The organism is Promicromonospora sp. MEB111 (assembly GCF_030209445.1).
Taxonomy (GTDB): domain Bacteria; phylum Actinomycetota; class Actinomycetes; order Actinomycetales; family Cellulomonadaceae; genus Promicromonospora.
The window spans coordinates 17,940-41,888 of sequence record NZ_JARVSD010000007.1 but is presented as its reverse complement, the minus strand read 5'-3'; the positions used below and the strand labels follow the sequence as shown (position 1 = coordinate 41,888).

16 protein-coding genes are annotated in these 23,949 nt (G+C 69.0%); 12 read left to right on the top strand and 4 right to left on the bottom strand.

Annotated features, from left to right (window positions below; genetic code table 11):
* Window positions 1-38: 38 nt before the first annotated feature.
* Window positions 39-1,415, bottom strand: coding sequence for an MFS transporter (locus QRN56_RS07005; protein WP_285102088.1), 1,377 nt, complete (start codon window positions 1,413-1,415; stop codon window positions 39-41).
* 211 nt (window positions 1,416-1,626) lie between these two features.
* Between QRN56_RS07005 and QRN56_RS07000 the strand changes: the two genes are divergently transcribed.
* The 10 genes from QRN56_RS07000 to QRN56_RS06955 all read left to right on the top strand — a co-directional run bounded on the left by QRN56_RS07000 (window position 1,627) and on the right by QRN56_RS06955 (window position 18,156).
* The gene (locus tag QRN56_RS07000) at window positions 1,627-3,057 is read left to right on the top strand and encodes an aldehyde dehydrogenase family protein (RefSeq protein WP_285102087.1); all 1,431 of its coding nucleotides are present in this window, start codon (window positions 1,627-1,629) and stop codon (window positions 3,055-3,057) included.
* A 261-nt stretch (window positions 3,058-3,318) separates the two neighbouring features.
* Complete coding sequence (locus tag QRN56_RS06995; RefSeq protein ID WP_285102462.1) at window positions 3,319-4,443, top strand: LacI family DNA-binding transcriptional regulator; 1,125 nt, start codon at window positions 3,319-3,321, stop codon at window positions 4,441-4,443.
* Between the two features lie 13 nt (window positions 4,444-4,456).
* Window positions 4,457-5,743: an ABC transporter substrate-binding protein gene (locus tag QRN56_RS06990; RefSeq protein WP_285102086.1), complete on the top strand. Its 1,287-nt coding sequence runs from the start codon at window positions 4,457-4,459 to the stop codon at window positions 5,741-5,743.
* A 199-nt stretch (window positions 5,744-5,942) separates the two neighbouring features.
* A complete protein-coding gene (locus QRN56_RS06985; RefSeq protein ID WP_285102085.1) occupies window positions 5,943-6,782 on the top strand; it encodes a carbohydrate ABC transporter permease in 840 nt (279 codons plus the stop codon).
* 5 nt (window positions 6,783-6,787) lie between these two features.
* Window positions 6,788-7,717: a carbohydrate ABC transporter permease gene (locus QRN56_RS06980; protein ID WP_502928759.1), complete on the top strand. Its 930-nt coding sequence runs from the start codon at window positions 6,788-6,790 to the stop codon at window positions 7,715-7,717.
* The gene (locus QRN56_RS06975; RefSeq protein WP_285102084.1) at window positions 7,717-8,691 is read left to right on the top strand and encodes a glycoside hydrolase family protein; all 975 of its coding nucleotides are present in this window, start codon (window positions 7,717-7,719) and stop codon (window positions 8,689-8,691) included. The genes QRN56_RS06980 and QRN56_RS06975 overlap by 1 nt, the downstream gene beginning before the upstream one ends.
* A 76-nt stretch (window positions 8,692-8,767) precedes the next feature.
* Window positions 8,768-10,393: a hypothetical protein gene (locus QRN56_RS06970; RefSeq protein ID WP_285102083.1), complete on the top strand. Its 1,626-nt coding sequence runs from the start codon at window positions 8,768-8,770 to the stop codon at window positions 10,391-10,393.
* A 64-nt stretch (window positions 10,394-10,457) separates the two neighbouring features.
* Complete coding sequence (locus QRN56_RS06965; RefSeq protein ID WP_285102082.1) at window positions 10,458-12,860, top strand: glycoside hydrolase family 32 protein; 2,403 nt, start codon at window positions 10,458-10,460, stop codon at window positions 12,858-12,860.
* Entirely contained in the window at window positions 12,857-17,233 is a 4,377-nt protein-coding gene (locus QRN56_RS06960) for a GH32 C-terminal domain-containing protein (RefSeq protein ID WP_285102081.1), read from the top strand. The genes QRN56_RS06965 and QRN56_RS06960 overlap by 4 nt, the downstream gene beginning before the upstream one ends.
* Entirely contained in the window at window positions 17,230-18,156 is a 927-nt protein-coding gene (locus tag QRN56_RS06955) for a carbohydrate kinase family protein (RefSeq protein WP_285102080.1), read from the top strand. The genes QRN56_RS06960 and QRN56_RS06955 overlap by 4 nt, the downstream gene beginning before the upstream one ends.
* Before the next feature lie 666 nt (window positions 18,157-18,822).
* Here the strand turns inward: QRN56_RS06955 and QRN56_RS06950 are convergent.
* Window positions 18,823-19,800 (bottom strand): hypothetical protein, encoded by a 978-nt coding sequence (locus tag QRN56_RS06950; protein WP_285102079.1) that lies wholly within the window; start codon window positions 19,798-19,800, stop codon window positions 18,823-18,825.
* A gap of 916 nt (window positions 19,801-20,716) precedes the next feature.
* Here QRN56_RS06950 and QRN56_RS06945 point away from each other — a divergent pair.
* A complete protein-coding gene (locus tag QRN56_RS06945; protein WP_285102078.1) occupies window positions 20,717-21,079 on the top strand; it encodes a sensor histidine kinase in 363 nt (120 codons plus the stop codon).
* Between the two features lie 37 nt (window positions 21,080-21,116).
* On the opposite strand, the gene QRN56_RS06940 is transcribed toward QRN56_RS06945, so the two are convergent.
* A complete protein-coding gene (locus tag QRN56_RS06940; protein ID WP_285102077.1) occupies window positions 21,117-21,671 on the bottom strand; it encodes an isochorismatase family protein in 555 nt (184 codons plus the stop codon).
* Between the two features lie 46 nt (window positions 21,672-21,717).
* Window positions 21,718-22,734: a zinc-dependent alcohol dehydrogenase gene (locus tag QRN56_RS06935; RefSeq protein WP_285102076.1), complete on the bottom strand. Its 1,017-nt coding sequence runs from the start codon at window positions 22,732-22,734 to the stop codon at window positions 21,718-21,720.
* Window positions 22,735-22,836: 102 nt separating this feature from the next.
* Between QRN56_RS06935 and QRN56_RS06930 the strand changes: the two genes are divergently transcribed.
* Entirely contained in the window at window positions 22,837-23,784 is a 948-nt protein-coding gene (locus tag QRN56_RS06930) for a LacI family DNA-binding transcriptional regulator (protein WP_285102075.1), read from the top strand.
* Window positions 23,785-23,949: the final 165 nt, after the last annotated feature.

Sequence of the window (23,949 nt, the reverse complement as noted above, 5' to 3'; positions counted from 1 at the left end):
CACCTGTCCGTCCGCTACCGCCGTGCGCGTCCACCCGCTCAGTGCCGTGCACCGTGGTCGAGCGTGTTGCCCGGTAGACGAGGTAGAAGCACGGTGGTGACGAGCAGCAGACCCGCAGCCACAGCGCCAAGAGCGAAGAGCGAGCCAATTCCATCAGCAGTCGGAGCACTCCCCGAGGAGAGCGCACCGAAGGTCGCGCTGGCGAGAGCGCTGCCGACGTTGCGCGCGAGCGCATTGAGGCCGCTGGCCTCACCCACCTGCCGAGCTGGTGCTGCCCCGAGGATGAGGGCGGGCATCACCGCGTAAGCGACGGCGGCGCCGCCGAAGATGATCGTTGTCGCGATGATGAGCTGCCAGAGCTCGGCGTCGAAAACAAACCGGAAGCCGAAACCGGCGAGGATGACGACTCCGGCGACCAACAGCGACGCTCGGGCGCCGACTCGCGCGATCAGCCGGGCCGCGACGGGAGCGAGTACGGCCATGAGAACGCCGCCAGGGAGCATGCACAGTCCCGCTACGGCGACAGTGAGCCCGAAGCCCACCCCCGTCGGCATCTGGGCTACCGTGATTGGCCCGAGAACGCCGACGAACATGGCGAAACCGGTAAGGACACCGGCGACGTTGGTCACGAGGACGCTCCGAGTCCGGGCGAGGCGCAGATCGACGATCGGCTGACGACTCCGACGCTCGACGAGGCCGAAGAGGATGAACGTGACGCCCGCAGCCGCCAGCACCCCCAAGGCCGCGACTCCCCACCCTTGTGCCTGACTGATCGCGAGGAAGAGCGCCGTAAGTCCTACGACGAGCAGTACGGCACCGGGAAGGTCGATCCCCCCGCGCGCCGCTGCCGGAGGCAGCGGCGGGACGACGACCCAAACGGCCGCGAAGACCATCGCGCCGATCGCCGTCGCGAACCAGAACAGCCCGGGGAATCCCCACGCCTCGGAGATGACCCCGGCGAGCGGGAGCCCGACAGCTCCGCCCACCCCCATCATCGCGCTGACGACGGCGATTCCGTGGGCACGACCCTGGGGCGGGACGACGGATGCGAGGACACTGATCCCGAGCGGGATCGCCGCGACCGAGATCCCCTGGAGGCCGCGTCCGACAAGGAGCATCACGATGCCGTCCCCCGACGCCACCACAAGAGAGCCGACCACGAACGCCCCGATCGCGAGAAGAAGGATCTTGCGTCGGTCGAAGAGGTCACCGAGCCGTCCCAGCAACGGGTTGGCGACCGCTCCCGCGATGATGGTCACCGTGACCAGCCAGCTCGCCTGAGCGCCCGTCACCCCGAGCTCGGCCGGTGCGGTCGGTAGCACAGGGACGACCAGGGTCTGGGTGAGAGAGGCGACGAACGCCGCACCGGCGAGGACGGCGATCAGGAGCGTGAAGCGCTCGGATCGAGGTGACATTTGGCAGCTCCGATGACGGTGCGCACAGGCGCGGTTCGAGGTCACAGCACCTCTTGGTTCGATGACGACTGCAGTCTCGTTCTCGACCACTCGGGGGTGCCAGGCCCGGCTTGTCCGGGGACGATCTGCCCCTGGGTCCGCCATCCCTGCCTGCGCGTCCACGGATCATCCGAACCTGGATCCACGCGAAGATCCGTTCGATCGTCGACGCATGACATACACACACGAACACCTCAGCACCTACGGCCACTGGATCGACGGAACGACTGTTCCCGGGCAGGGCGGCACGAACGACGTCATCAATCCGGCCACCGGAGAGACCGTCGCTGCCGTCCCGGCCGGAACCGCAGCCGACGTCGATCGCGCTGTGGCTTCCGCACGGGCAGCCCTCCCCGGCTGGGCGGCCGTCGAGCCCTCCGACCGCGCCGCGCTGCTGCGTCGGCTCGCAGAAGAACTCACCGCCCGCAACGAGGACATCGCCCAGGCGATCACCGCGGAGATGGGGGCACCCATCGCTTTCTCCCGGCTCGGTCAGGCTGGCTTCCCGGCGCTCGTCACCTCGGCGACGGCCGAGCTCGAGTCGGATGTCGCCTGGACCGAGAAGGTGGGCAACTCGGTGCTCGTCCGAGAGCCCGTCGGTGTCGTCGGCGCGATCACGCCGTGGAACTTCCCCTTGCAGCAGGTGATGACCAAGGTCGCCCCGGCCCTCCTGGCCGGGAACACGATCGTCCTCAAGCCGGCCGAGCTCGCGCCGCTGTCGACACGGTTCCTCGCCGAGGCCGTGGCTGCCGCCGGGATCCCGGCCGGGGTCTTCAACGTCGTGTACGGCTCGGGTTCTGTCGTGGGCGAGGCGCTCGTCGCGCACCCGGACGTCGACATGATCTCGTTCACGGGATCGACCCAGGCCGGCAGGCGCATCTCGACAGTCGCGGCGAACACGATCAAGCGGGTAGGCCTCGAACTGGGCGGCAAGTCGGCGAACATCGTCCTTGACGACGCCGACATCGACAGCGCCGTCCAGCAGACGCTCGTCAACTCGTGGACCAATGCCGGCCAGGCCTGCGGTGCCTGGACGCGGCTGCTCGTGCCGGCGCGTCGCCAGGCCGAGATCGTGCAGAAGCTCAAGGCTGCGGCGGAGCAGTACAGCGTCGGCGACCCCACCGACGAGTCCGTCCGTGTCGGTCCGCTCGCGTCCGAGGGACAGTGGGAGCGCGTGAACTCCTACATCGAACGCGGGATCGCGGACGGCGCGACGCTGGTCACCGGCGGTCCGGGCCGGATTCCCGGCCTTGAGCACGGTGCTTACATCCGCCCGACGATCTTCGCCGACGTCGATCCGAACTCCGTCATCGCCCAGGAGGAGATCTTCGGCCCTGTCCTCTCCGTGATCGCCTACGAGGACGAGGACGAGGCCGTGTCGATCGCGAACGGCACCGTCTACGGGCTGACGGGCGCGGTCTTCGGCGCACAGGACCACGCCCTGAGCATCGCCCGGCGAATGGAGGTCGGCCAGGTCTACATCAACGGCGCCGACTTCAACCCCCTCGCCCCCTTCGGCGGGTACAAGCAGTCCGGAACCGGGCGCGAGCTGGGACGGGCCGGCGTGGAGGAGTTCACCGAGGTCAAGGCCATCCAGCTCTGACCCGCGAGTCGTCAGGGCGATGCCAACGGCATCGCCCTGACGACTGGCGCGCCCCGATCGGGCAGACGTCACACAACACACCCCCGCGCGAGCGCTGGAACAGCTCCCCGTCGATGTCGGGCTCTGCCAAGCACCGCGGAACCGCCGCTAGCTGTCTTGTTCGGGTCGAGCGCGCGACGGCCTGCTTTCTGCTCGGACGGACGACTTGACGAACGCGCTCCAGGCGGGCACTGTTGTCGCAGCAAAACGATTGGGCAACTGATGACGCAACGACGAGTCACGATCAAGCAGGTCGCCGCTGAGGCAGGCGTGTCGATCACCACCGTGTCCCACGTCCTGAACGACGTGCTGGGCAAGCGGGTGCATCCGGACACGCGGGCGCGCGTGAAGGACGCGGCAGTACGCCTGGGCTACGCGCCCAACGTGCTGGCGCAGAGCCTGCGTACCCAGAGGTCGAACACGATCGGGCTGGTCGGCGACGAGATCGCGACGACCCCGTTCGCAGGCAAGATGATCCTGGGTGCCCAGGATGTCGCGCTGTCTCGTGACGCCGTCGTCTTCGTGGTCTCGACCGGATACCAACGCGAGGTCGAGCACAGGGAGATCGAGGAGTTGTTGCGTCGCCAGGTCGACGGGATCCTCTACGCCGCGATGTACCACCGTGAGGTCGAGCTGCCGCCGCAGCTCGCCTCAGTGCCCACCGTCCTGATCAACGCCTCGTGCACCGCGCCAGGCGTGCCGTGGGTCGTGCCGGACGAGGTCGCCGGCGGCCAGGACGCGGCAGAGGTGCTGCTGGCCGCGGGGCACCGCCGGCTGGCGTTCATCAATGACGTCGACGAGATCCCGGCCATGTTCGGCCGAGAGGAAGGTTTCCGTCGACGTGCTGCACAGGCGGGTCTCGGCGCCGACGACCTGCAGATCGTCACGGCGGAGACCGATCCCGGCGGGGGATACACCGCAGCACGGCGGCTACTGCAGGGCGACCAGCGGCCTACCGCGATCTTCTGCTTCAACGACCGGCTGGCCATGGGCGTCTACCGTGCAGCGACAGAGCTGGGCCTGCGCATCCCACAGGACCTTTCCGTCGTGGGCTTCGACAACCAGGAGTTCGTCGCAGACGGCATCTTCCCGGGACTGACGACCATCGAGCTGCCGCACTACGACATGGGCGTCTGGGCGGCTGAACAGCTCTTCGACCGCATCGAAGCGGAGCCGCAGGCGACGAAGCCCGCCCCGACCGCGCGACTTCGAGGTCCGGTGATCTACCGGGACTCGGTTGCGCCACCCCCCTGGGTCCAGGACCCAGGAGAGCGGCGCGAACCTTCGGACCGGCGGGCCAACGCCGGATCCGACGGTGCAGCACCAACGATCCACATGAACAAGTGACCTGGAGGGCACCTTGTCTCGCAGAAACCGCCGCATCGCCGCGGCAAGCCTATCCGTTCTGGCTGTCGCGGGCCTAGCCGCGTGCAGCTCGGGGACCGGCGGGAACGCCGACGGACCCGCAACGATCAGCCTGTGGACCCACGCCGGTGGCAACGACGCCGAGCTGGACGTCGTCAACGGAATCGTCGAGGACTTCAACGCCAGCCAGGACCAGTACGTCGTCGAGGTCCAGGACTTCCCGCAGGACGCGTACAACGACGCCGTCGTCGCGGCCGCCTCGTCCAACAACCTGCCGTGCATCGTCGACGTCGACGGCCCGAACGTCGCCAACTGGGCCTGGGCCGGCTACATCCAGCCGATGGGCCTGCCCGAGGACACGTTCGAGGGCCAGCTGGAGGGAACCCTGGGCAGGGTCGACGGCGAGGTGTACGCCTACGGGTACTTCGACGTGGCCCTGGCCATGTACAGCCGCCAGTCGATCCTCGACGACGCCGGCGTGCGCGTGCCGACCCTCGAGGAGCCGTGGACCAAGGACGAGTTCATGGACGCCCTGGCCAAGATCGACGGCCTCGAGCAGTACGACTACGCCCTGGACATGGGCACCGGCGGCACGGGGGAGTGGATCTCCTACGGCTACTCCCCGCAGCTGCAGAGCTTCGGCGGCGACCTGGTCGACCGCTCGGACTTCCAGAGCGCCGAGGGCGCACTCAACGGACCCGAAGCTCTTGAGTGGGCGCAGTGGTTCCGCGGTCTGGTCGACGACGGCTACATGGCCCAGACCTCCGGTGAGGACTCGACCGCCGACTTCGTCAACGGCAAGAGCGGCCTGCTGTTCACAGGTAACTGGGCTGACACCACGGTCAAGGACGCGTTCGACGACGCCGTGGTCCTGCCGCCGCCGGACCTGGGCACCGGTCCCAAGATCGGCGCGGGTTCGTGGCAGTGGGCCTTGGCCGAAGGCTGCGAGGAAGCCGACGGTGCTCGCGAGTACCTGGAGTTCGCGCACGACACCAAGTACTTCGTGGAGTATGGCAACGCCGTCGGGCTGATCCCTGCCACCCTCGACGCCGCGGCCGAGATCCCGGCGTACGCCGAGGGCGGGGAGAACCGGATCTACCTCGAGATGGCCGACCAGTTCGCCGTCGTCCGCCCCGAGACGCCTGCCTACCCGTTCATCTCCTCGGTCTTCCAGAAGGCGGCCAGCGACATCCTCGCCGGCGGAGACCCCCGGTCGATCCTCGACAAGGCGGTCGCCGACATCGACCGCGACATCCAGCAGAACGGCGGGTACACCTCCTGACCTGACCCGTCAGGACCACCCTCCCGGCAGCGGCTGCGGGTCCGCCTCGTCGTGCCCGCAGCCGCTCGCCCCGCTTGAAGGAACTCACCTCATGGCCATAACCCACCAGAGCTCGCCACCGGCTTCCTCACCCGCGGCCTCGGTCACCACCTCCCGCCGTTCGCGCGGTCGACGGGGAGAGGCCAGGACCGCCGCCTGGATGATCAGTCCGGCGCTCGCCCTGTTCCTGCTGTTCCTGATCGTGCCGATCGTCCTGGCGTTCGCCCTGGCGTTCACCAACGCGCGGCTGATCTCACCTCGCCCGCCGGAGTTCATCGGGCTCGACAACTTCGCGCTGCTGCTGACCGATCCCGTCTTCTGGGCCTCGGTGCGCAACACGTTCTACTTCGCTGTGGTGGTGGTCCCGGTACAGGCCGGGCTCGCCCTGGTCCTGGCGGTCCTGGTGAACGCGAAGGTCCGCGGTACCCAGTTCTTCCGGACCATCTACTTCCTGCCCGTGGTCACCTCGATGGTCGTGGTCTCCCTGCTCTGGCGCTTCATGTACCAACCGGACGGCCTGATCAACAGGTTCCTGGAGGCGGTCACGTTCGGCGGGTTCACCGGCATCGACTGGCTGAACGACCCGACCTGGGCGATGCCGGCGATCATGCTCATGTCCGTGTGGCAGGGGGTCGGCTTCACGATGATCATCTGGCTCTCGGGCCTGCAGACCATCCCCGCCGAGCTGTACGAGGCTTCCGAGCTCGACGGCGCGGGTACGTGGCACCAGTTCCGCTACGTCACCTGGCCAGGGCTGCTGCAGACCCGGACGTTCATCCTCGTGACCATCACGATCGCCGCCTTCTCGCTGTTCACGCAGATCAACGTCATGACCCAGGGCGGGCCCCTGGACAGCACCACGACCGTCGTCTACCAGGCGGTGCGCAGCGGATACCAGCAGCTGCAGACCGGGTACGCCTCGGCGATCTCGCTCGCATTCTTCGCGATGGTCCTCGCCGTGTCCCTGATCCAGCGCTACCTCAGCCGCGAGAGGGGATGACCACCATGTCCACCCTGTCCACCACACCGGCCGCCACCACCCGTGCGCCGGGGGGAAAGACGAACGGAACACGACGACGCTCGGTCCTCGTCACCGTGCTGCGGTCGGTGCTGGTCGTGTTCTTCGCGTTCCCGATCCTCTTCATGCTGGTCTCCTCGCTCAAACCCGACCTGCAGATCTTCGCCGACCTCGGCTCGTGGCGGGCCTTCCTACCTGTCGGTGACGTGTCCCTGGACAACTACATCGGCGTGTTCGACCGCGTCCCGTTCGGGCAGTTCATCCTGAACTCGATCGTCATCTCGGGAGTGACCGTAGCGCTCGGCATCCTGGTCAACAGCATGGCCGCGTTCGCCCTGGCGCGGCTGCGGTGGCGCGGGCGGGGTGTCGTCCTGAGCTTGATCCTGGCCACTCTCATCGTTCCTTTCGAGACGCTTGCGCTGCCGCTGCTGTGGTGGGTCAACAAGCTTCCCTCGCTGGAGGCCGACGGGTTCTCCCTGGCGTTCAAGCAGGGCTGGCTGGACACCTACCAGGTGCAGATCATCCCGTTCGTCGCGAACGCCTTCTCCGTCTACCTCTTCTACCAGTACTTCGACTCGATTCCACGCGAGCTGGACGAGGCCGCGCGCATGGATGGTGCGGGCTGGTTCGCGATCTACCGCAAGGTCGTCATGCCGCTGTCCGGGCCGGCGATCGCGACCGTCGCGATCCTGACGTTCCTGCCCGCATGGAACTCCTACCTGTGGCCTCTCATGGTGGTCCAGAGCGAGGAGCTGCGGCCGGTGATGATCGGACTGCAGTACTTCTTCCAGATGAATATCTCGTGGGGCCAGGTGATGGCCTACTCGTCGCTGATCACGATCCCCGTGGTCGCGTTGTTCCTGGCCTTCCAACGGTCCTTCATCAATTCCATTGCATCTTCGGGGGTCAAGGGCTGATGCCTTACATTCTTTCTGACGTCTGGACCTGGGACATGTGGTTCGTCGACGACGGGCACGAGTACCACGTCTTCTACCTCAAGGCTTCGCGGGCGCTGGGCGACCCGAACCGCCGGCACTTCAACGTCACGGTCGGCCATGCGGTCTCCGACGACCTGCGCGGCTGGCGGGAGGTCTCCGACGCCCTGATCGCATCGGAGTCCCCGGCCTTTGACGACTACACGACATGGACCGGGTCCGTCGTGCGCGCACCGGACGGCACCTGGCGCATGTTCTACACCGGCACCTCCCGCGCCGAGAGCGGCCTGGTGCAGCGCGTGGGCGTCGCGGCGTCCGACGACCTGTACACGTGGGCGAAGTCCTCCACCGAGGCGTTGGTCGAGGCGGACGCGACCTGGTACGAGAAGTACGACGGCGTGGCCTGGTTCGACGAGGCGTGGCGCGACCCGTGGGTCTTCGCCGACCCCGACGGCGACGGCTGGCACATGCTCGTCACCGCACGCGCCAACCAGGGCGACACGGACAGCCGCGGCGTCATCGGGCACGCCACCTCACCGGACCTCCAGGACTGGACCGTGCGCCCACCCCTGTCCAACCCGGGCGCCGGGTTCGGACAGCTCGAGGTACCGCAGATCGCCACGATCGACGGGCGCACCGTGCTCGTCTTCAGCTGCCTGCACGGCGAGCTGAGCGAGGACCGGCGGAGCGCCGGGGAACACGGCGGGGTCTGGGCGGTCCCGGTCGACTCGGCGACCGGCCCCTACGACATCGAGAAGGCGTACCGCCTCACCGACGAGAGCCTCTACGCCGGCCGGCTCGTCCAGGACCGCGACGGGGCCTGGTGGCTCTTCGCGTTCCACCACGTCGACGACTCCGGCACGTTCATCGGCACGCTGTCCGATCCGCTCCCCGTCGGGTGGGCGCCAGACGGGCGACTCCACGTGAGCGACGGTCAGTTCGACCACCTCGCGTGACATACCGGCGGCCGGCCATGCCGGGCCGGCCGCCGGGTCTTACATCCCTCTCATGCCAGACATCAAAGGAGATGCAATGAGAATCCTCTCATCCGCGCGCCCACGCCCACGTGCGCTGTCTGCGGCGGCACTGGCCGTGGCGCTCGCCCTGGCCGGAGCGCTGGTCGCCGCGCAACCCGGGGAAGCCGCCACCCCGGCCACCATCGACAACCCCAGCTTCGAGACCGGCGACCTGACCGGATGGAACGTCGTCGAAGGCCAGGCATTCACCGACGCCACCGTCTCCGACGCGACCGGGTGGGGCTGGGGCTGCTGCTTCAACCCGGACGGCGTCCACCACCTCTGGGGCGCGGCCACCGCCGGCGGCGACACACCGACCGGGCGGATGCGCTCGTCGGTGTTCACCCTCGACGGCACCGGCGAGATCAGCTTCCTGATCGGCGGGGGCAACGACCCCGAGAACCTGTACGTCGCGCTGCACCGCGCGTCCGACGACGCCGAGCTCATGCGCGCCACCAACACCGCCTTCGCCGACTCCGAGATCCTCAGCCGCGTCGTGTGGGACGCGTCCGACCACCTCGGCCAGGACCTCTACCTCGAGGTCGTCGACACGGCCTCCGCAGGATGGGGCCACATCAACCTCGACGACGTGCGCACCTACACGGAGCGTTCGATCGCCCAGATCGCCAACCCGGGCTTCGAGACCGGCGACCTGACCGGCTGGACGGCGACCGGGCAGGCGTTCGGCGCCGCGCAGGTCACCGACCGGACCGAGTGGGGGTGGGGCGGCCCGTTCGGGCACGACGGCCGGTACCACCTGTGGGGCGCGAACAACGGGTCCGACGACAAGACCGGCACCCTCACGTCGTCGACCTTCAGCCTCGGCGGCACCGGCGAGATCAGCTTCCTGATCGGCGGCGGCAACGACCTCGAGAACCTCTACGTGGCGCTGCACCGTGCGTCGGACGGCGCCGAGCTCATGCGCGCCACGAACACCGCCTTCGCCGACTCCGAGGCGTACAGCCCGGTGCGGTGGAACGCGGCCGACCACATCGGTGAGGAGCTCTACTTCCGGATCGTGGACGACGCCACGGGCGGCTGGGGACACATCAACGTCGACGCCTTCGACACGGCCGACGACGTCGTCGGCCACGAGTTCGACAACGCCGGCTTCGAGGCCGGAAGCCTCCAGGGCTGGACCGCCGACGGCGAGGCGTTCTCCGAGGCGAGCGTCAGCTCGGCGACCCGGACACCGGCCGGCGAACCGTTCGGCGCACAGGGCACGTACCACCTGTGGGGCGGCGGCCAGGGAGACTGCCTGACCGGCACGCTGACCTCACCCCGGTTCGTTGTCGGCGGCAGCGGCGAGATCCGGCTCCTGCTCGGCGGAACCGACGATCCCGACGTCTACGTCGCGGCGGAATCGGTCGCCGACGGTCAGGAGCTCGCCCGCGTCGGCGTCGGCACCTCGCGCGAGACCTATCAGGAAGTCGGCCTCGACCTCGCGGCTCACGTCGGGGAGACGGTTCGTCTCCGCCTCGTCGACGGATCGCCGACCGGGCACCTCAACGTCGACGACATCAGGACGCTGCTCGACGGCACCGCTCCCGGCATCGACACCGCGGCCTGGTCGACGCCCACGGGCACATCGGGCAGCCACTGCGCAGGCGGCCCCAGCGGCGCCACGCCTCAGAACGCCTAGGTCGCGCGGGATGTCATCACCGCGCCACGACCGCCCCATCATCGCGACACGAGAGGTAGTTCCAATGACGGAGCACCAGGACACACGACCGACCCACCACCTGCCCCGGCTCGGCCGGCGGACCTTCCTGCAGGGCGCCGCGGTCTCCGCGGCGGTCATCGCGACGGGCGCGCACTTCCGCCCCGCGGCGGCCGCGACCGGCGACCCGGTCCTGCGCCTGTCCTACGACCAGCCCAACGGCTCGGCCACGATCCTCGACGAGATCAGCCAGAGCACGTTCAACGTCCACGTCACCAACAACCCGGCCGAGCGCGTGCCGGGCGTGCACGGCAATGCCTTCCGCACCGACGGCTTCTCGACCTGGGCGACCGGGCAGTTCACCACGCCGCTCACCTCACAGATGACGGTCCAGACCTGGATCGCGCTCGAGAGCTACCCCTCGGACAGCGAGCAGCCGTACGACGGCCTGACCCCGTCGTCGATCATCTACCAGCGCTCCGCCGACGCGGGCTTCGACCTCGCGATCAACACCTACGGCGAATGGTGGTTCACCGCGCACGTCGGCGGGCAGTGGTGCACGGTCAAGGCACCGTGGCTGTTCCCGCTGTACGAGTGGGTGCACATCGCCGCCGTCGTCGACGGCGATGCCGGGGAGCTGCGGCTGCACCTGGACGACGCCGCCGGGCCGAAGGTGGCCCGGGTCGCCATCCCTGCCGGGACACGCTTCGCGCAGGCCGCCGGTGCGCCGCTGGTGGTCGGCAAGGCCAGCGAGGACGTCACGACCGGGGTGTTCCTCATCAACGCACTCAACGCGACCTACGACGACACACGGATCTACGACGTCGCGCGCGGTGCCGAGACGTTCACGGCCGAGTACACCGCCGGGATCGCCGGCGCCAGCCCGGCCCACGACGTCGCGCTCCAGGTCACGGGCCTGCGGTTCGCGGACGACATCCTCCGGCCGCGGTACCACGCGATGCCGCACGCCAACTGGACCAACGAGCCGCACGGCCTGGTCAAGCACGACTGCAAGTACCACATGTTCTACCAGCGCACACCGAACGGCCCGTTCAAGTGGCAGATGCACTGGGGTCACATGACCAGCACGGACCTGGTGCACTGGACGAACCTGCCCGACGCGCTGCACCCCGAACCGAACGACCGCGAGGCGGGTCTGGGGGCGATTGCCGGGGACGGCCTGACGGCGCAGGGATCCAAGGGGATCTGGTCCGGCGACGTCGTGTCGGTGAACGGCACCGCGCACGCGTTCTTCACCACGGTGAACTTCGGTGGCCCCTTCGACCCGGGCATCGCGCGTGCTTCCAGCACCGACACCGACCTGGCGAGCTGGACCAAGGCGGACGCCGGGGTCATCGACAAGAACGCTCCGGCGCACGTCGCCGACTTCCGCGACCCGTACCTCTGGCAGGAGGGCGGGACCTGGCACATGATCATCGGCGCGGCGACCGACGCCGGTGGGGCGGTGGAGCACTACACGGCCCAGGACATCCAGGGGCAGTGGACGCGGGCGGGCAGCCCGTTCTCCACGATCCCGTTCGCGTCGATGGACATCGACTCGGCGATCTGGGAGATGCCTGTCTTCGAGAAGATCGGCACCCACGGCGGGCGGGACAAGTACGTCCTGGTCGTCAGCCCGATCGGCAGGTCGGTGTCCAAGCTCGCCGAACCGTACACGCGGTCGGTCTACTGGACCGGAACGTGGAACGGCAGCCAGTTCACCCCGGACTACGCACGGCCGAAGCCGCTGGACGTGATCCACGGCCACCTGTCGCCGACCGTCGCACGCGGCCCGGACGGCAACCCCGTCGCGATCGGCATCGTGGACGAGCGCTCCAGCTCACGGATGCAGCTCGAGCTGGGCTGGGCGCACACGTTCAGCGTGCCCCGCCAGTGGCGTCTGCTCGCCGACGGCCAGACCCTCGGCCAGCGGGCCCTCGCCCAGCTCACGACGCTACGAGCCGGCTCACCGCAGACCGAGTCCGATGTCATGGTGACCGGGGAGCGCAGCCTCGCCGCGTCCGGCAACCAGGTGGAGATCATCGCCCAGGTCGACCCTGCCGCCACCGGCGGGCGGTACGGCCTGTGCATCGGCGCCTCGCCCGACGGCGCGGAGATCACGCGGGTCTACTACGACGGCGGCGACATCGTCATCGACAAGACCCGATCGAGCCGCAACTTCGAGAACGAGGAGGCCGTGCTGCTGCGCGGCGCCTACGACGAGGCCGCCTTCGGCAAGCCCGAGAAGTTCCACGTCTTCATCGACCACTCGGTGATCGACGTGTTCATCAACGATGCCGCGGCGTTCTCGAACCGGATCTACCCGACGAGCCGGGGAACCGACGGCGCGGCGGCGAGCACCGGCCTGAAGCTGTACTCGGAAGGCGGCCAGACCCGCTTCACCCAGGTCGACGTCTGGCAGCTCCAGGCATCGAAGGAGACGCGATGAGAACGTCAGGCTCGGTCCGGACCCGCCGCGCGCACGTCCTGCCGGCCGCGGCGATCGCGGCGGCCCTCACCCTGGCCGGTGGCCTCGCGATGTCTCCGGCAGCGCAGGCCGCAGCCCCGCCCACGATCGACAACCCCAGCTTCGAGACGGGCGACCTGACCGGGTGGGAGGTGACCGAGGGAGACGCGTTCACCGACACGACGGTGTCCGACGCCGAGGACTGGGGCTGGGGCTGCTGTTTCAACCCGGACGGCAGCTACCACCTGTGGGGAGCGAGCAGCGGGGGAGACGCACCGACCGGCAGCATGCGTTCCTCGGTCTTCACCCTCGACGGGATCGGCGAGATCAGCTTCCTCCTGGGCGGCGGGAACGATCTCGACAACCTCTACGTCGCGTTGCACCGCGCCTCCGACGGCACCGAGCTCATGCGCGCGACCAACACCGCCTTCGCCGACTCCGAGGAGCTCCGCCGAGTGGTGTGGGACGCCTCGGCGCACCTGGGCGAAGAGCTCTACCTCGAGGTCACCGACACCGCGTCCGGCGGCTGGGGCCACCTCAACCTGGACGACGTCCGCACCTACGCACAGCGATCGATCACCGAGATCGCCAACCCCGGGTTCGAGACCGGCGACCTCGAAGGTTGGACGGCGACCGGCCAGGCCTTCACCGCGGCGCAGGTCACCGACGCGACGGACTGGGGGTGGGGTGGCCCGTTCGGGCAGGACGGGAACTACCACCTGTGGGGCGCCAAGGACAGCCCCGACTCCCGGACCGGCACGCTGACGTCGTCGACCTTCACCCTCGCGGGAACCGGTGCGATCGAGTTCCTTGTCGGCGGCGGCAACGACCGCGACAACCTCTACGTGGCGCTCCACCGGGCGTCGGACGACACCGAGCTGCTGCGCGCGACCAACACCGCCTTCGCCGACTCCGAGAAGTACAGCCGGGTGCGCTGGGACGCCACCGCCTACCTCGGTGAGGAGCTCTACCTCCGGGTCGTCGACAACGCCACCGGTGGATGGGGACACATCAACGTCGACGCCTTCGACACCACCGTCGAGGTCCTCGGCCACGAGTTCGACAACGCCGGGTTCGAGACCGGGACCCTGCAGAACTGGGCCGCTCAGGGTGACGCGTTCACCGAGGCGAACCTCAGCACCGCGACCACCACACCCGACGACGAACCGTTCGGCGCCGAGGGCACCTACCACCTGTGGGGAGGGGCACGGGCGGACGAGACCCTGACCGGAACTCTGACCTCGCCCCGGTTCGTCGTCGGCGGACGCGGCGAGGTCCGGCTCCTGCTCGGCGGCACGAGCGATCCCGACCTCTATGTCGCGGTGCACGCGGCCACGGACGACGAAGAACTGGTGCGCGCCACTGTCGACTCCACCGGCGAGGCGTATGCCGAAGTCGCGCTCGACCTCAGCGAACATCTCGGCGACGTCGTCTACCTGCGCCTGGTCGACGAGTCCGCCACCGGGCACCTCAACGTCGACGGCGTGCGGACGCTGGTCAACGACCCCATGCACTGGTCGTTCGACGAGACGTCCGGCAAGCAGGCGCACGACGACGGGTCCGGGACGACCGACGACGTCGCCTACGTCTTCAACGACGCGGCCTACAAGCCGGACTCGGACCCGTTGTGGAGGCAGGGCGTGAACGCGGGATCACTGCTGTTCGACGGGTACTCGACCTACATCCAGCGCGACGGATTCCAGGCCCTGACGCCCAGCAGCACCCTGAGCATCCAGGCATGGGTCGCGCCGCGCTCCTACGAGTGGGGCGACCTCGGGCAGGCCTCGGCGATCGTCAACCAGCACGACGCCGACGCCAGGAGCGGATACCTGCTGGGCATGTACCGCCACGGGGCATGGGGTCTCGAGCTCGGCGACGGCGTCGCCTGGCACACGCTGCGCGCTCCGAAGGACGCCGGCCTGCCCACCGACGGGTGGAGCCACGTCGCCGCCACCTACGACGCCGCCTCCGGCCTGATGCGCCTCTACCTCAACGGTACCCAAGTCGCTACGAAGGACATCGGGGCTGGAACGAGGATCCGCGCGGCGGAGAACCAGCCGCTCCTGATCGGGCGGCACAACCAGGCCGCGGTGATCAACGGGACGTTCCGTGCCAACTCGTGGAACGGGGCGATCGACGAGCTGACCGTGACCGACGAGCTCCTCAGCCCGCAGCAGATCGCCGACGCGGCGGCCGTGGGCGGCGACAGCCCCATTGACGGCCTGCGGCCCGACCGAGCCCGGTACGACGGCGACCGTTACCGCCCCCAGTACCACTTCCTGCCGCCGGAGCACTGGATGAACGAGCCCCACGCACCGATCTGGTTCGAGGGCAAGTACCACATCTTCTACCAGCACAACCCGCAGGGCCCGTACTGGCACCAGATCCACTGGGGCCACGCCGTGAGCACCGACCTGGTGCACTGGAAGGACCTGCCCGTCGCGATCGCCCCGACGGAGCCCGTCACACCGGACGGCGTGTGGTCCGGCAGCGCCACCTACGACGCGGACGGGAACCCGGTGCTCTTCTACACCGCGGGCAACGACGCCAAGGTTCCGAACCAGGCGACCGGACTCGCGTGGCCGGTGCCCGGCGCCGAGGAGACCCCGCTCACCCGGTGGAGGCTGGAGCCCGAGCCGGTCACGGTCCAGGCGCCCGACCTGTCCTCGCCGGCCGGCACCCCCTGGTTCGGCCAGTTCCGCGACCCGTTCGTCTGGAAGGAGACCGCCGAGGACGGCAAGCCGATCTGGTACCAGCTCGTCGGCTCCGGCATCGTCGACGGCGAGACGAAGGTCGGCGGGACGGCGCTCGTCTACACCTCCCGTGACCTGGTCAACTGGGAGTACCAGAACCCCCTGTTCGTCGGTGATGCCCAGACCTATCCCAAGACCGGGCAGGTCTGGGAGCTGCCGGTGCTGCTGCCGCTCGGCGAGCGGCGCGGCACCCAGAAGTACGTGTTCGTCGTCAACCCGTGGTTCGACGGCTACAACGAGAACACCGCGAAGAACACCTACTACTGGGTCGGCGAGTGGGACCGGCAGAAGCACGTCTTCGTGCCCGACCACGAGGAGCCTCGCCTGTTCGACTACGGCGAGCACTTCACGGGTCCGTCCGGGATGGTCGACCCCCAGGGCAGGTCCCTGCTGTTCACGATCACCCAGGACGGGCGCAGCGAGGACGAGCACCACGACGCCGGCTGGGCGCACTCGATGGGACTTCCGGTCGAGCTCACCCAGACCCGCGACGGGGACGCCGGCGTCAAGCCGGTGGACGAGCTCAAGACCCTCCGCACCGAGAAGGTGCTGTCGATCAAGAACCGGTCCGTGGCGCGCACCAACGCGGCCCTCGACACGAAGCACGACCGGTTCACCGATCTCCTGGAGATCAGGGCCCAGCTGCAGATCGCGCCGGGCTCCGGGCGAGGCGCGACCTCGACGGCCGGGCTCGAGGTGCGGCGCAGCGGTGACGGGACCGAACGGACCGTGCTGACGGTCGACCGCCGAGCCGACATCCTCAGGCTGGACCGCAACCGTTCCAGCCTGGACCCGGACACCCGCAAGGGCGTGCACGAGGGCCCCTACGAGGTCGCGCCCGACGGGAAGGTGATGATGCACGTCTACGTCGACCGGTCGGTCGTCGAGGCCTTCGTCGACGACGAGAAGTCGATGACCACCCGTGTCTACCCGACCCTCGCCGACGCCGTCGGACTGCGCGTCACCGGAGGAGCGAACGTCACGGTCAGGTCGCTGGAGGTGTGGAACCTGTCCGGTGCCTACGGTCCAGTCGCTCCCGCTCACCACGACGAGCCTCCGGCGGGCGAGCCCACCGGAGAACTCACCAACGGTGACTTCGCGACCTGCGACCTCACCGGATGGAGCGTCGTGGACGGCGACGCCTACTCCGACGCGAACGTCACCGCCGCCACGGACTGGGGGTGGGGTGGTCCGTTCCGGCAGGCCAACGCGTGGGGCGACGACGACCGCTGCCACCTGTGGGGCTTCAACGAAAAGGTCGGCGACGCCGCGACGGGCCGGCTGCGGTCCGAGACCTTCACCCTGGGCGGTGACGGCCGGATCGACCTGCTCACCGCCGGCGGCTACGACCCGCAGAAGCTCTACGTCGCCGTCGTGCGGGCCCGGGACGGGCTGGTCGTCGGCCGGGTCAGCGGAAACGTCGAGGACGCCCTGCGCGCCCAGTACAAACGCCGCACCATCGACGCCGCCGACCACATCGGCGAGGACCTGTACATCGAGATCGTCGACCAGGCGACCGGTGGTTTCGGGCACCTGAGCGTCGACGACGTCAACGTCCCGGTCGCCGCGACCGGATCCCGCACCACGATCGGAGACCGATGAGCCAGTTCCTCGTCGTCGGCGAGGCCCACGTCGACATCGTCGAGCACAGCACCGGGACCCGGGCAGAGCACCCGGGAGGCAGCCCGGCCAACGTCGCCCTGGGCCTGGCACGTCTGGGAGAGTCCGTCGACCTGCTCACCTGGCTCTCGACGGATCCCCGCGGGCGCGTCGTGGCCGACCACCTGGCGGCGTCGGGAGTGGACATCCTGCCCGCATCCCTGGGTGCAGACCGCACCTCGACCGCGCTCGCACGCCTCGACCCGACAGGAGCCGCGACCTACGAGTTCGATCTGCGGTGGCAGCTGCCGCAGTGGGTGGCGCCGCAGGAGACGATCGTCGTCCACACCGGTTCCATCGCGGCAGTCGCGGCGACCGAACCCCGCGACGCCCTCCTGCAGCTCGTGCGGGGCGCCGGGCGCACCGCCACGATCACCTACGACCCCAACCTGCGGCCGTCGATCATGGGCAGCCCGGACGATGTCCGGCCCGCGGTGGGCGACCTCGTGGCGGCGGCGGACGTGGTCAAGGTGAGCGACGAGGACCTGGCGTGGCTCCATCCCGGCGTCGACCCGGCCGACGTCGCCTCTTGTTGGGTGCAGGAACACGGCTGTGCCCTGGTGGTCGTGACCCGCGGTGGTCGGGGCTCGCTCGCCCTGCTCGCTGACGGGCGTCGTGCCGAGGTGCCGGCCCATCCGGCGACGGTCGTGGACACCGTAGGTGCCGGCGACGCCTACATGAGCGGGCTGCTCGCAGCTCTGCATCAGCACCACCTGATGGGAGCGGACCGTCGTGGAGACCTGCGCGCCATCGACGAACCAACGGTGACAGCGATCTTTGCCTTCGCCGCTCGTGTCGCCGCCATCACCGTCGGGCGGGCAGGAGCCAACCCGCCGCACCTCAAGGAGGTCGCCCCGGTCAGCTGACCCAACCCGCCCGACGACCGATGGGGATTCGCAGCGGAGCGCGCGCCCACGATCAAGAGCGCAGCGCCGATGATGATCTGTCGGGCCCGAAGAACGGTCTGGCAGACGAGGCGGACCTTGTGTGCCCGCACTCGAACGCGACCCGCGGAGACGTCGACGGCTCCGTCACCGTGGTCGACGACTGATCGGAGACCTTGACGGGCCGGTGCATCCCGTCGCGCGGAGGAGTGGCGTCCGTCCTGACACGGTCCAGGACGGACGCCACTCGCAGCAGCTCACCGTTGCACCGGCGGGGCTCTCGGAGGCGGGCCCGCCAGGTGCGGCGCCCGGTGGGACATTGAGCACCTGACCCTCCTGGACCCCAAGCAGAGCTGGCGCACCGGGCTACCCGGAGCCCTGGACCAGATCTCCCGTGCCCACCCACCAACCCCGGTAGGGGCGAACGCACGCATCGACGCCTCCCCGACGTCCCAAGCGGCTCCGGGCACGAGACCAGGAGCCCGCGTCAAGAGCAACTGGATCCCACAGCCGATGGATTCGGTGCCGCCCCTGTGAACCCACCCCTGGTTCGGTGCCGCGTCCCCACCCCGGCGCGGTGCTCTCGCTGGCGTGATCTGACGACATCGAACCCGTTCCACCGGCGGCTCTCGCACACCCCTATTGGTTCTACGTGAGCCTCTCCAGCACATACCGGATTTCCGCACTTCGGCGGGCAGCATCCTTGATTTCTGGGATTTTCGTCGCCAAACCCAGTTCGCAGAACGGAAAACGAAAATAGTCCAACAGCCAGATCAGCTCGTCGTCATTGTGTGCGCCTAACCACAGTTCGCGGAAGATGAAAACGGACCGAAACACCGGCCCGTGCAAGAGCACCTCCATGTCGATCGCAGCATCCTGGCGGCCCTCCTCATCCAGCTCACGCACGTCTGTCCAAAAGGTCCTCGCGATTGCCACCCAGTCAGGCCGTTCGGGAGGTGGACCCGATGGACCGTCCGCCCGGCCGGCCAGATAGCCCTGATTCAGCATCTCGGCGCGAACCGGACCATCGACGTCGGTCCACCGATACAAGATCGGAAATTCATGAAAGATATCTCGTCGAGAGAACTCTTCGGCGAGTGCAGTGATCAAAGAGGACTTCTCGTCAGCGTCGCGCGCCTCAACCCAGAGCCCGTCGAACAACATCCTGGCCTGACGCTGCGAGAGTCTCAACACGTTCAAGACAGCAATTTGGACGCCGTCAAAGATGAGATCGTCCAGCACTTCTATGTTACGCCTGCCGAACCACCACAGTTCGACGGCGGCGTCCAGGTCGCGTATCGCAAAGTCGACATTGTCAACTCGCCATCGACGCTCCGGGTGGTCGACGTGCATCGGAGTGCCAGGCACACCGCGTAGGGAGACCTCCGAAGCCGGGGTCAAACCGGCCGCCTGCGGAAAACAGGAAGCAAGGTACTCGTGCTCGAATTCGGACTCGGCGCGCGCGACCAGGTGCGCGTACAGTCCAGCACTGTCGCGATCCAGCGCCTCCATTCGGCGCAGCGCTCGACTCATGACGCCTCGCACGGCCGGGAAGCGAATCTCCGATGGATCACGCTGAACGATCCACCAGATCATTGATTCCAAGACGAACGGCGTGCTCGCCACAGTCCTTTACCTCCCTCTGGGCAGGAGACGCCCATTGAAGCTCGCCCAACCTCGCCCTTGGCATCAGGGCGAAAATCGGCCTTCTACAACCGGTTGAATGGGCCCCCGCACCGCCGCCTCTGGATGATTCGATAGACTTGCCCGCGGGAGTTTATACGAATTCCACCGGAGAGCCGTGGCGCGCGAGTGGCCCGGCTCCATGCGTCTCTGGGAACGTTGAAGCCTCGACTCCATGCCCGGAGGGCACACCTCATCCAGGACCACGTCACCTACGAAGTTGCTGGAGTCGATGAGCTACGCTTGACCTTCACCCCTACCTTCCCTGGCGGTATGACTCCGTGCCGTCTGACGACGAGCTCCTCCATGCCCGCCGCGGCTTGCGTCTGGCGGCAGCGGTCATTCGGAGCACGCGGTGCTGGGACCGGCATGCTTCTAGAGACGACGGTACGATCGCTGGCGAGCCACACAGCAGGGTGTGCTTTCCATTGGGTGCTGAGGCGCGAGAAATCGCAATCACACGCTGGTTGCGGCTCCTAGGGGCAGTTCTGAACAGCCCCTTCTCGGTTCCAGTCTTCGTTCCCCGCTGGCGACTGGTGCGGCGGGCCTGTCGCGCACCGACGACGGCTGGCTATTGACGGCGAGTTCGCCATCGTGACGCCCTACTCGGATGCCATGACGAGATTCTTCGACCGGCGAGGCGTGCAACCGCCACGGACCGAACCTAGAGATGGCGGGCGCGACTGAGGAGCGCCGCCGCGCACTTTGTGTCCCGCCGGTTATGCGTCGCCGCGGGGTGGAGGACAGCCTTTGCGCCTCGCGGCTGCCGGCGCCATGGTGCTGATCGGCGGACACCACGTCACGCGAGCGTGCTTCCCGGCGCACGACCCGTGCGGGGCTCGGCTCGGTGTGGAGGGATGTGTCCCTGCCGGTTGCGGGGCGTGTCGTCCGCAGGTCTGATCGGAGCGGCACCGGGAGCCGGCAAGGCTGGGCGTGGATCGCCGTCGCCGACGAGGGCCCAGGGGTCCCGGAGGACCGCGACCGCGTCTTCGACCGCTTCATCCAGAGCAGGAACGGCTCCGGTGCTCCCGCCGCGGCGGAAGGATCCGGGCTCGGTCTTGCCATCGCCCGCCGGGCGGCCGAGGGCCACAGCGGACGCCTGCTGCACACGCAGCACGGACCCAGGGGCAGTACCTTCACCGTCTGGCTCCCGGACCGCACGCTGGACCGGGCGAACGACCGGGAGGACGCCCCGCCGAACGATGACCCGCTGGCCGGCTGAGGTGGCACCGGCAGGAGGCCCGGATCCGTGGTACGCGCTAACCCTGGGACAACGCGCCGGCGATGTCACCCGAGGAGGCGACCCGGGCGATGGCGGGGAGCACCGCGGTCAGGGCGTGCTCGTGGGTCTCGGCGCGCAGGTCGGTGACGGCGTCGGAGGCGACGACGACGTCGAAGCCCAGGTCGTAGGCGTGCCGCACGGTGGACTCGACGCCGAAGCTGGTCGCGACACCGGTGACCACGACGGTCGTGACGGCGCGTTCGCGCAGCAGCTCGGCCAGGCCGGTGCCGGAGAACGCGCTCAGCCGGGCCCGCTCGACGCGCAGGTCGTCGTCGCGCACGTCGAGGACGGGCGCGAGGGCGCGCGCCTCCTCGGGGAACGTGCGCGGCGCGGAACCGTAGGCGTTGCGTCCGGGTGGGGTTCCGGTCGAGACCGCGTAGGCCACGGTGCGGCCCTGGTCGTGGAAGGTGGCGGCGAGCGCGGCCGTCGCGCCGACGACGTCGTCGACGGGGTGAGCGAACGGGTTGCTCAGCGTGGCGGCCTGCAGGTCGATCACGAGCAGGGCGGTGGTCGGGTCGAGCACGAGGGGCACGTCTTCTCCTGATGGTCGTCGGGGGCTCAGCGGGCGGGCCTGGTGGTCAGCCGAAGGTGACGACCACCTTGTCGGCCGCGCCCGGTGTACGGGCGAGCTCCAGGGCGTCGAGTGCCTTCTCGAAGGGAAGGGTGTCGCTGACGATGAGCGCGTACCTGCGCCAGTTGGCGATGATGTCGTCGGTGACCTCGAAGATCTCGGTGGGGTAGCCCATCGACCACACGAGGTTCAGCTCGGAGGTCAGGATGCCGCCGAGGTCGAGCTCCACGGGCTTCTTGTGCACGGCGACGATGCCGAGCGTGGCGCCGTGCTTGGCGATCCTCGCCACGGTCTGCGGGACCACGGGAGCGCCGGCGGCGTCGAGGTAGATGTCGGTGCCGGGCCGGACGCCCCGGTTGAAGACGGTGGCGCCGTCGCCGTGCAGCTCCACGAGGCGGGCGGCCACGTCCTCCTGCGCCGAGTTGATGACGGCGTCCGCACCCACCTGGAGGGCCTTGTCGAGCCGGGAGGGGAGGATGTCGACCACGACGACGTGCGCGGCGCCGCGTCGCTTGTAGCCGAGCACGGCGCCCAGGCCGATCGGTCCGGCGCCGAACACGACCACCTTCGCGCCGGGGCGCGGCTGGGTGCGGTTGACCGCGTGGTAGGCGACGGCCATCGGCTCGTTCAGTGCGGCGACCTCCCAGGGGATCTCCTTCGGGATGGTCCGCAGCTGCCTGCCGACCTGTGCGTCCTTGATCACGACGTACTCCGACAGCCCGCCCTGGGCGCCGCCGGAGCCCAGGAGCCCGTCGGTCAGCGCCATCGTGTCGATCACGACGTGGTCGCCCACCGCGATGCCGGTGACGTCGGCACCGACCTCCGCGACCTCGGCCGCGGGCTCGTGACCGAGCGGCGTGGCGCCCTGCCGCGGCGGGATCCCTCCGTTCGCGGTGTACAGGGCGTCGGAGCCGCAGATGCCGCACGCGCGCATCCTGAGCAGGACGTCGGCGGGGCCGGCGACGGGCTGGTCGACGTCGACCCAGGCCGTGGTGTCCGGCGCCGTGACGTGGACGGATCGCATGGGTTCCTCCGAGGTTCGTCGAGCATCACTAAATCGAATAAGTGGACACTACCCTTGGAGCGCGGCCACGAGAACACCGGCGGCCGCCAGGAACGGGGGGACATGTCGAAGGAGAGTCGGGCGACGCTCAAGGACGTCGCGCGCGCGAGCGGGGTCTCGACCGCCACGGTGAGCTTCGTGCTCAACGACACCCCCGGGCAGACCATCCCCGAGACCACCCGGGACCGGGTGCGCGAGGCGGCACGCGACCTGGGCTACACGCCGCACCGCCTCGCCCGCGCCCTGCGGGAGGGCAGCAGCCGGGTCGTGCTGCTCAAGCTCGGCGACCTGCGGCCCGGACACAGCCTGGACGGCTTCGTGACGGGCATGCGGCACGAGCTGTGGCGCCACGACTACACCCTCGTGGTGCACCCGGGCGGCGCGGATCGCGCCGCGCTCGCCGAGCTCGTCGCGACGCTGGCGCCGCGTGCCGTCGTCGACCTGGCCCGGCCGTACCAGGGCGACGTCGGCGACGGTGAGACGGAGGGGAGCGACGGGGGCTGGACCGACGGGCTGGCCGCGCACACGATGACCCAGCTCACATACCTCGCCGAGCGCGGCCACGCGAACGTCGCGTTCGCCGTTCCGGGCGAGGCGGCCGCTGGTGGGCTAGCTGCGCTGCGCCTGCGGTACGCCCGAGAAGCGTGGTCGGCCGTAGGCGCCGGCGACCTGCACCGGGTGAGCGTCGCGACGGGATCAGCTTCCACCGCGGATGCGCTGCGCAATCTGCGTGGCATGCACCCGGAGGTCTCAGCCGTGGCCGCGTTCGACGACGAAGCGGCGTTCCGTGTTCTCGCAGCCATGGCGGACCTGGACTTGTCCGCTCCGGGCGATCTCGCCGTGATCGGGTTCGACGACGGACCCTACGGGGCGCTCTGGCGCCCATCGCTCACGTCGGTGCACATCGACGGCGAAGGTTTCGGGCGGCAGGCTGCCCGGGCCGCACTCGGTATCGAACCGCAGGAGCCGGCTGCCCCGACATCGGTCGTCGTCCAGCGCGGATCGACCTGAGCGGATGGTTCGGCCTTCGTGATCGGCCTGCAACAGTCACACCGAAGTACCTCGTGTCCGAAACGGCGGAGCGCGAACGTGTCCGTCAGGTGCTCCTCATGCCGCGGCAGATCGCTCGTCACTCAGGGGCGGGCGCCTGTGCCCCGCGACCTCGACCCCCATTCG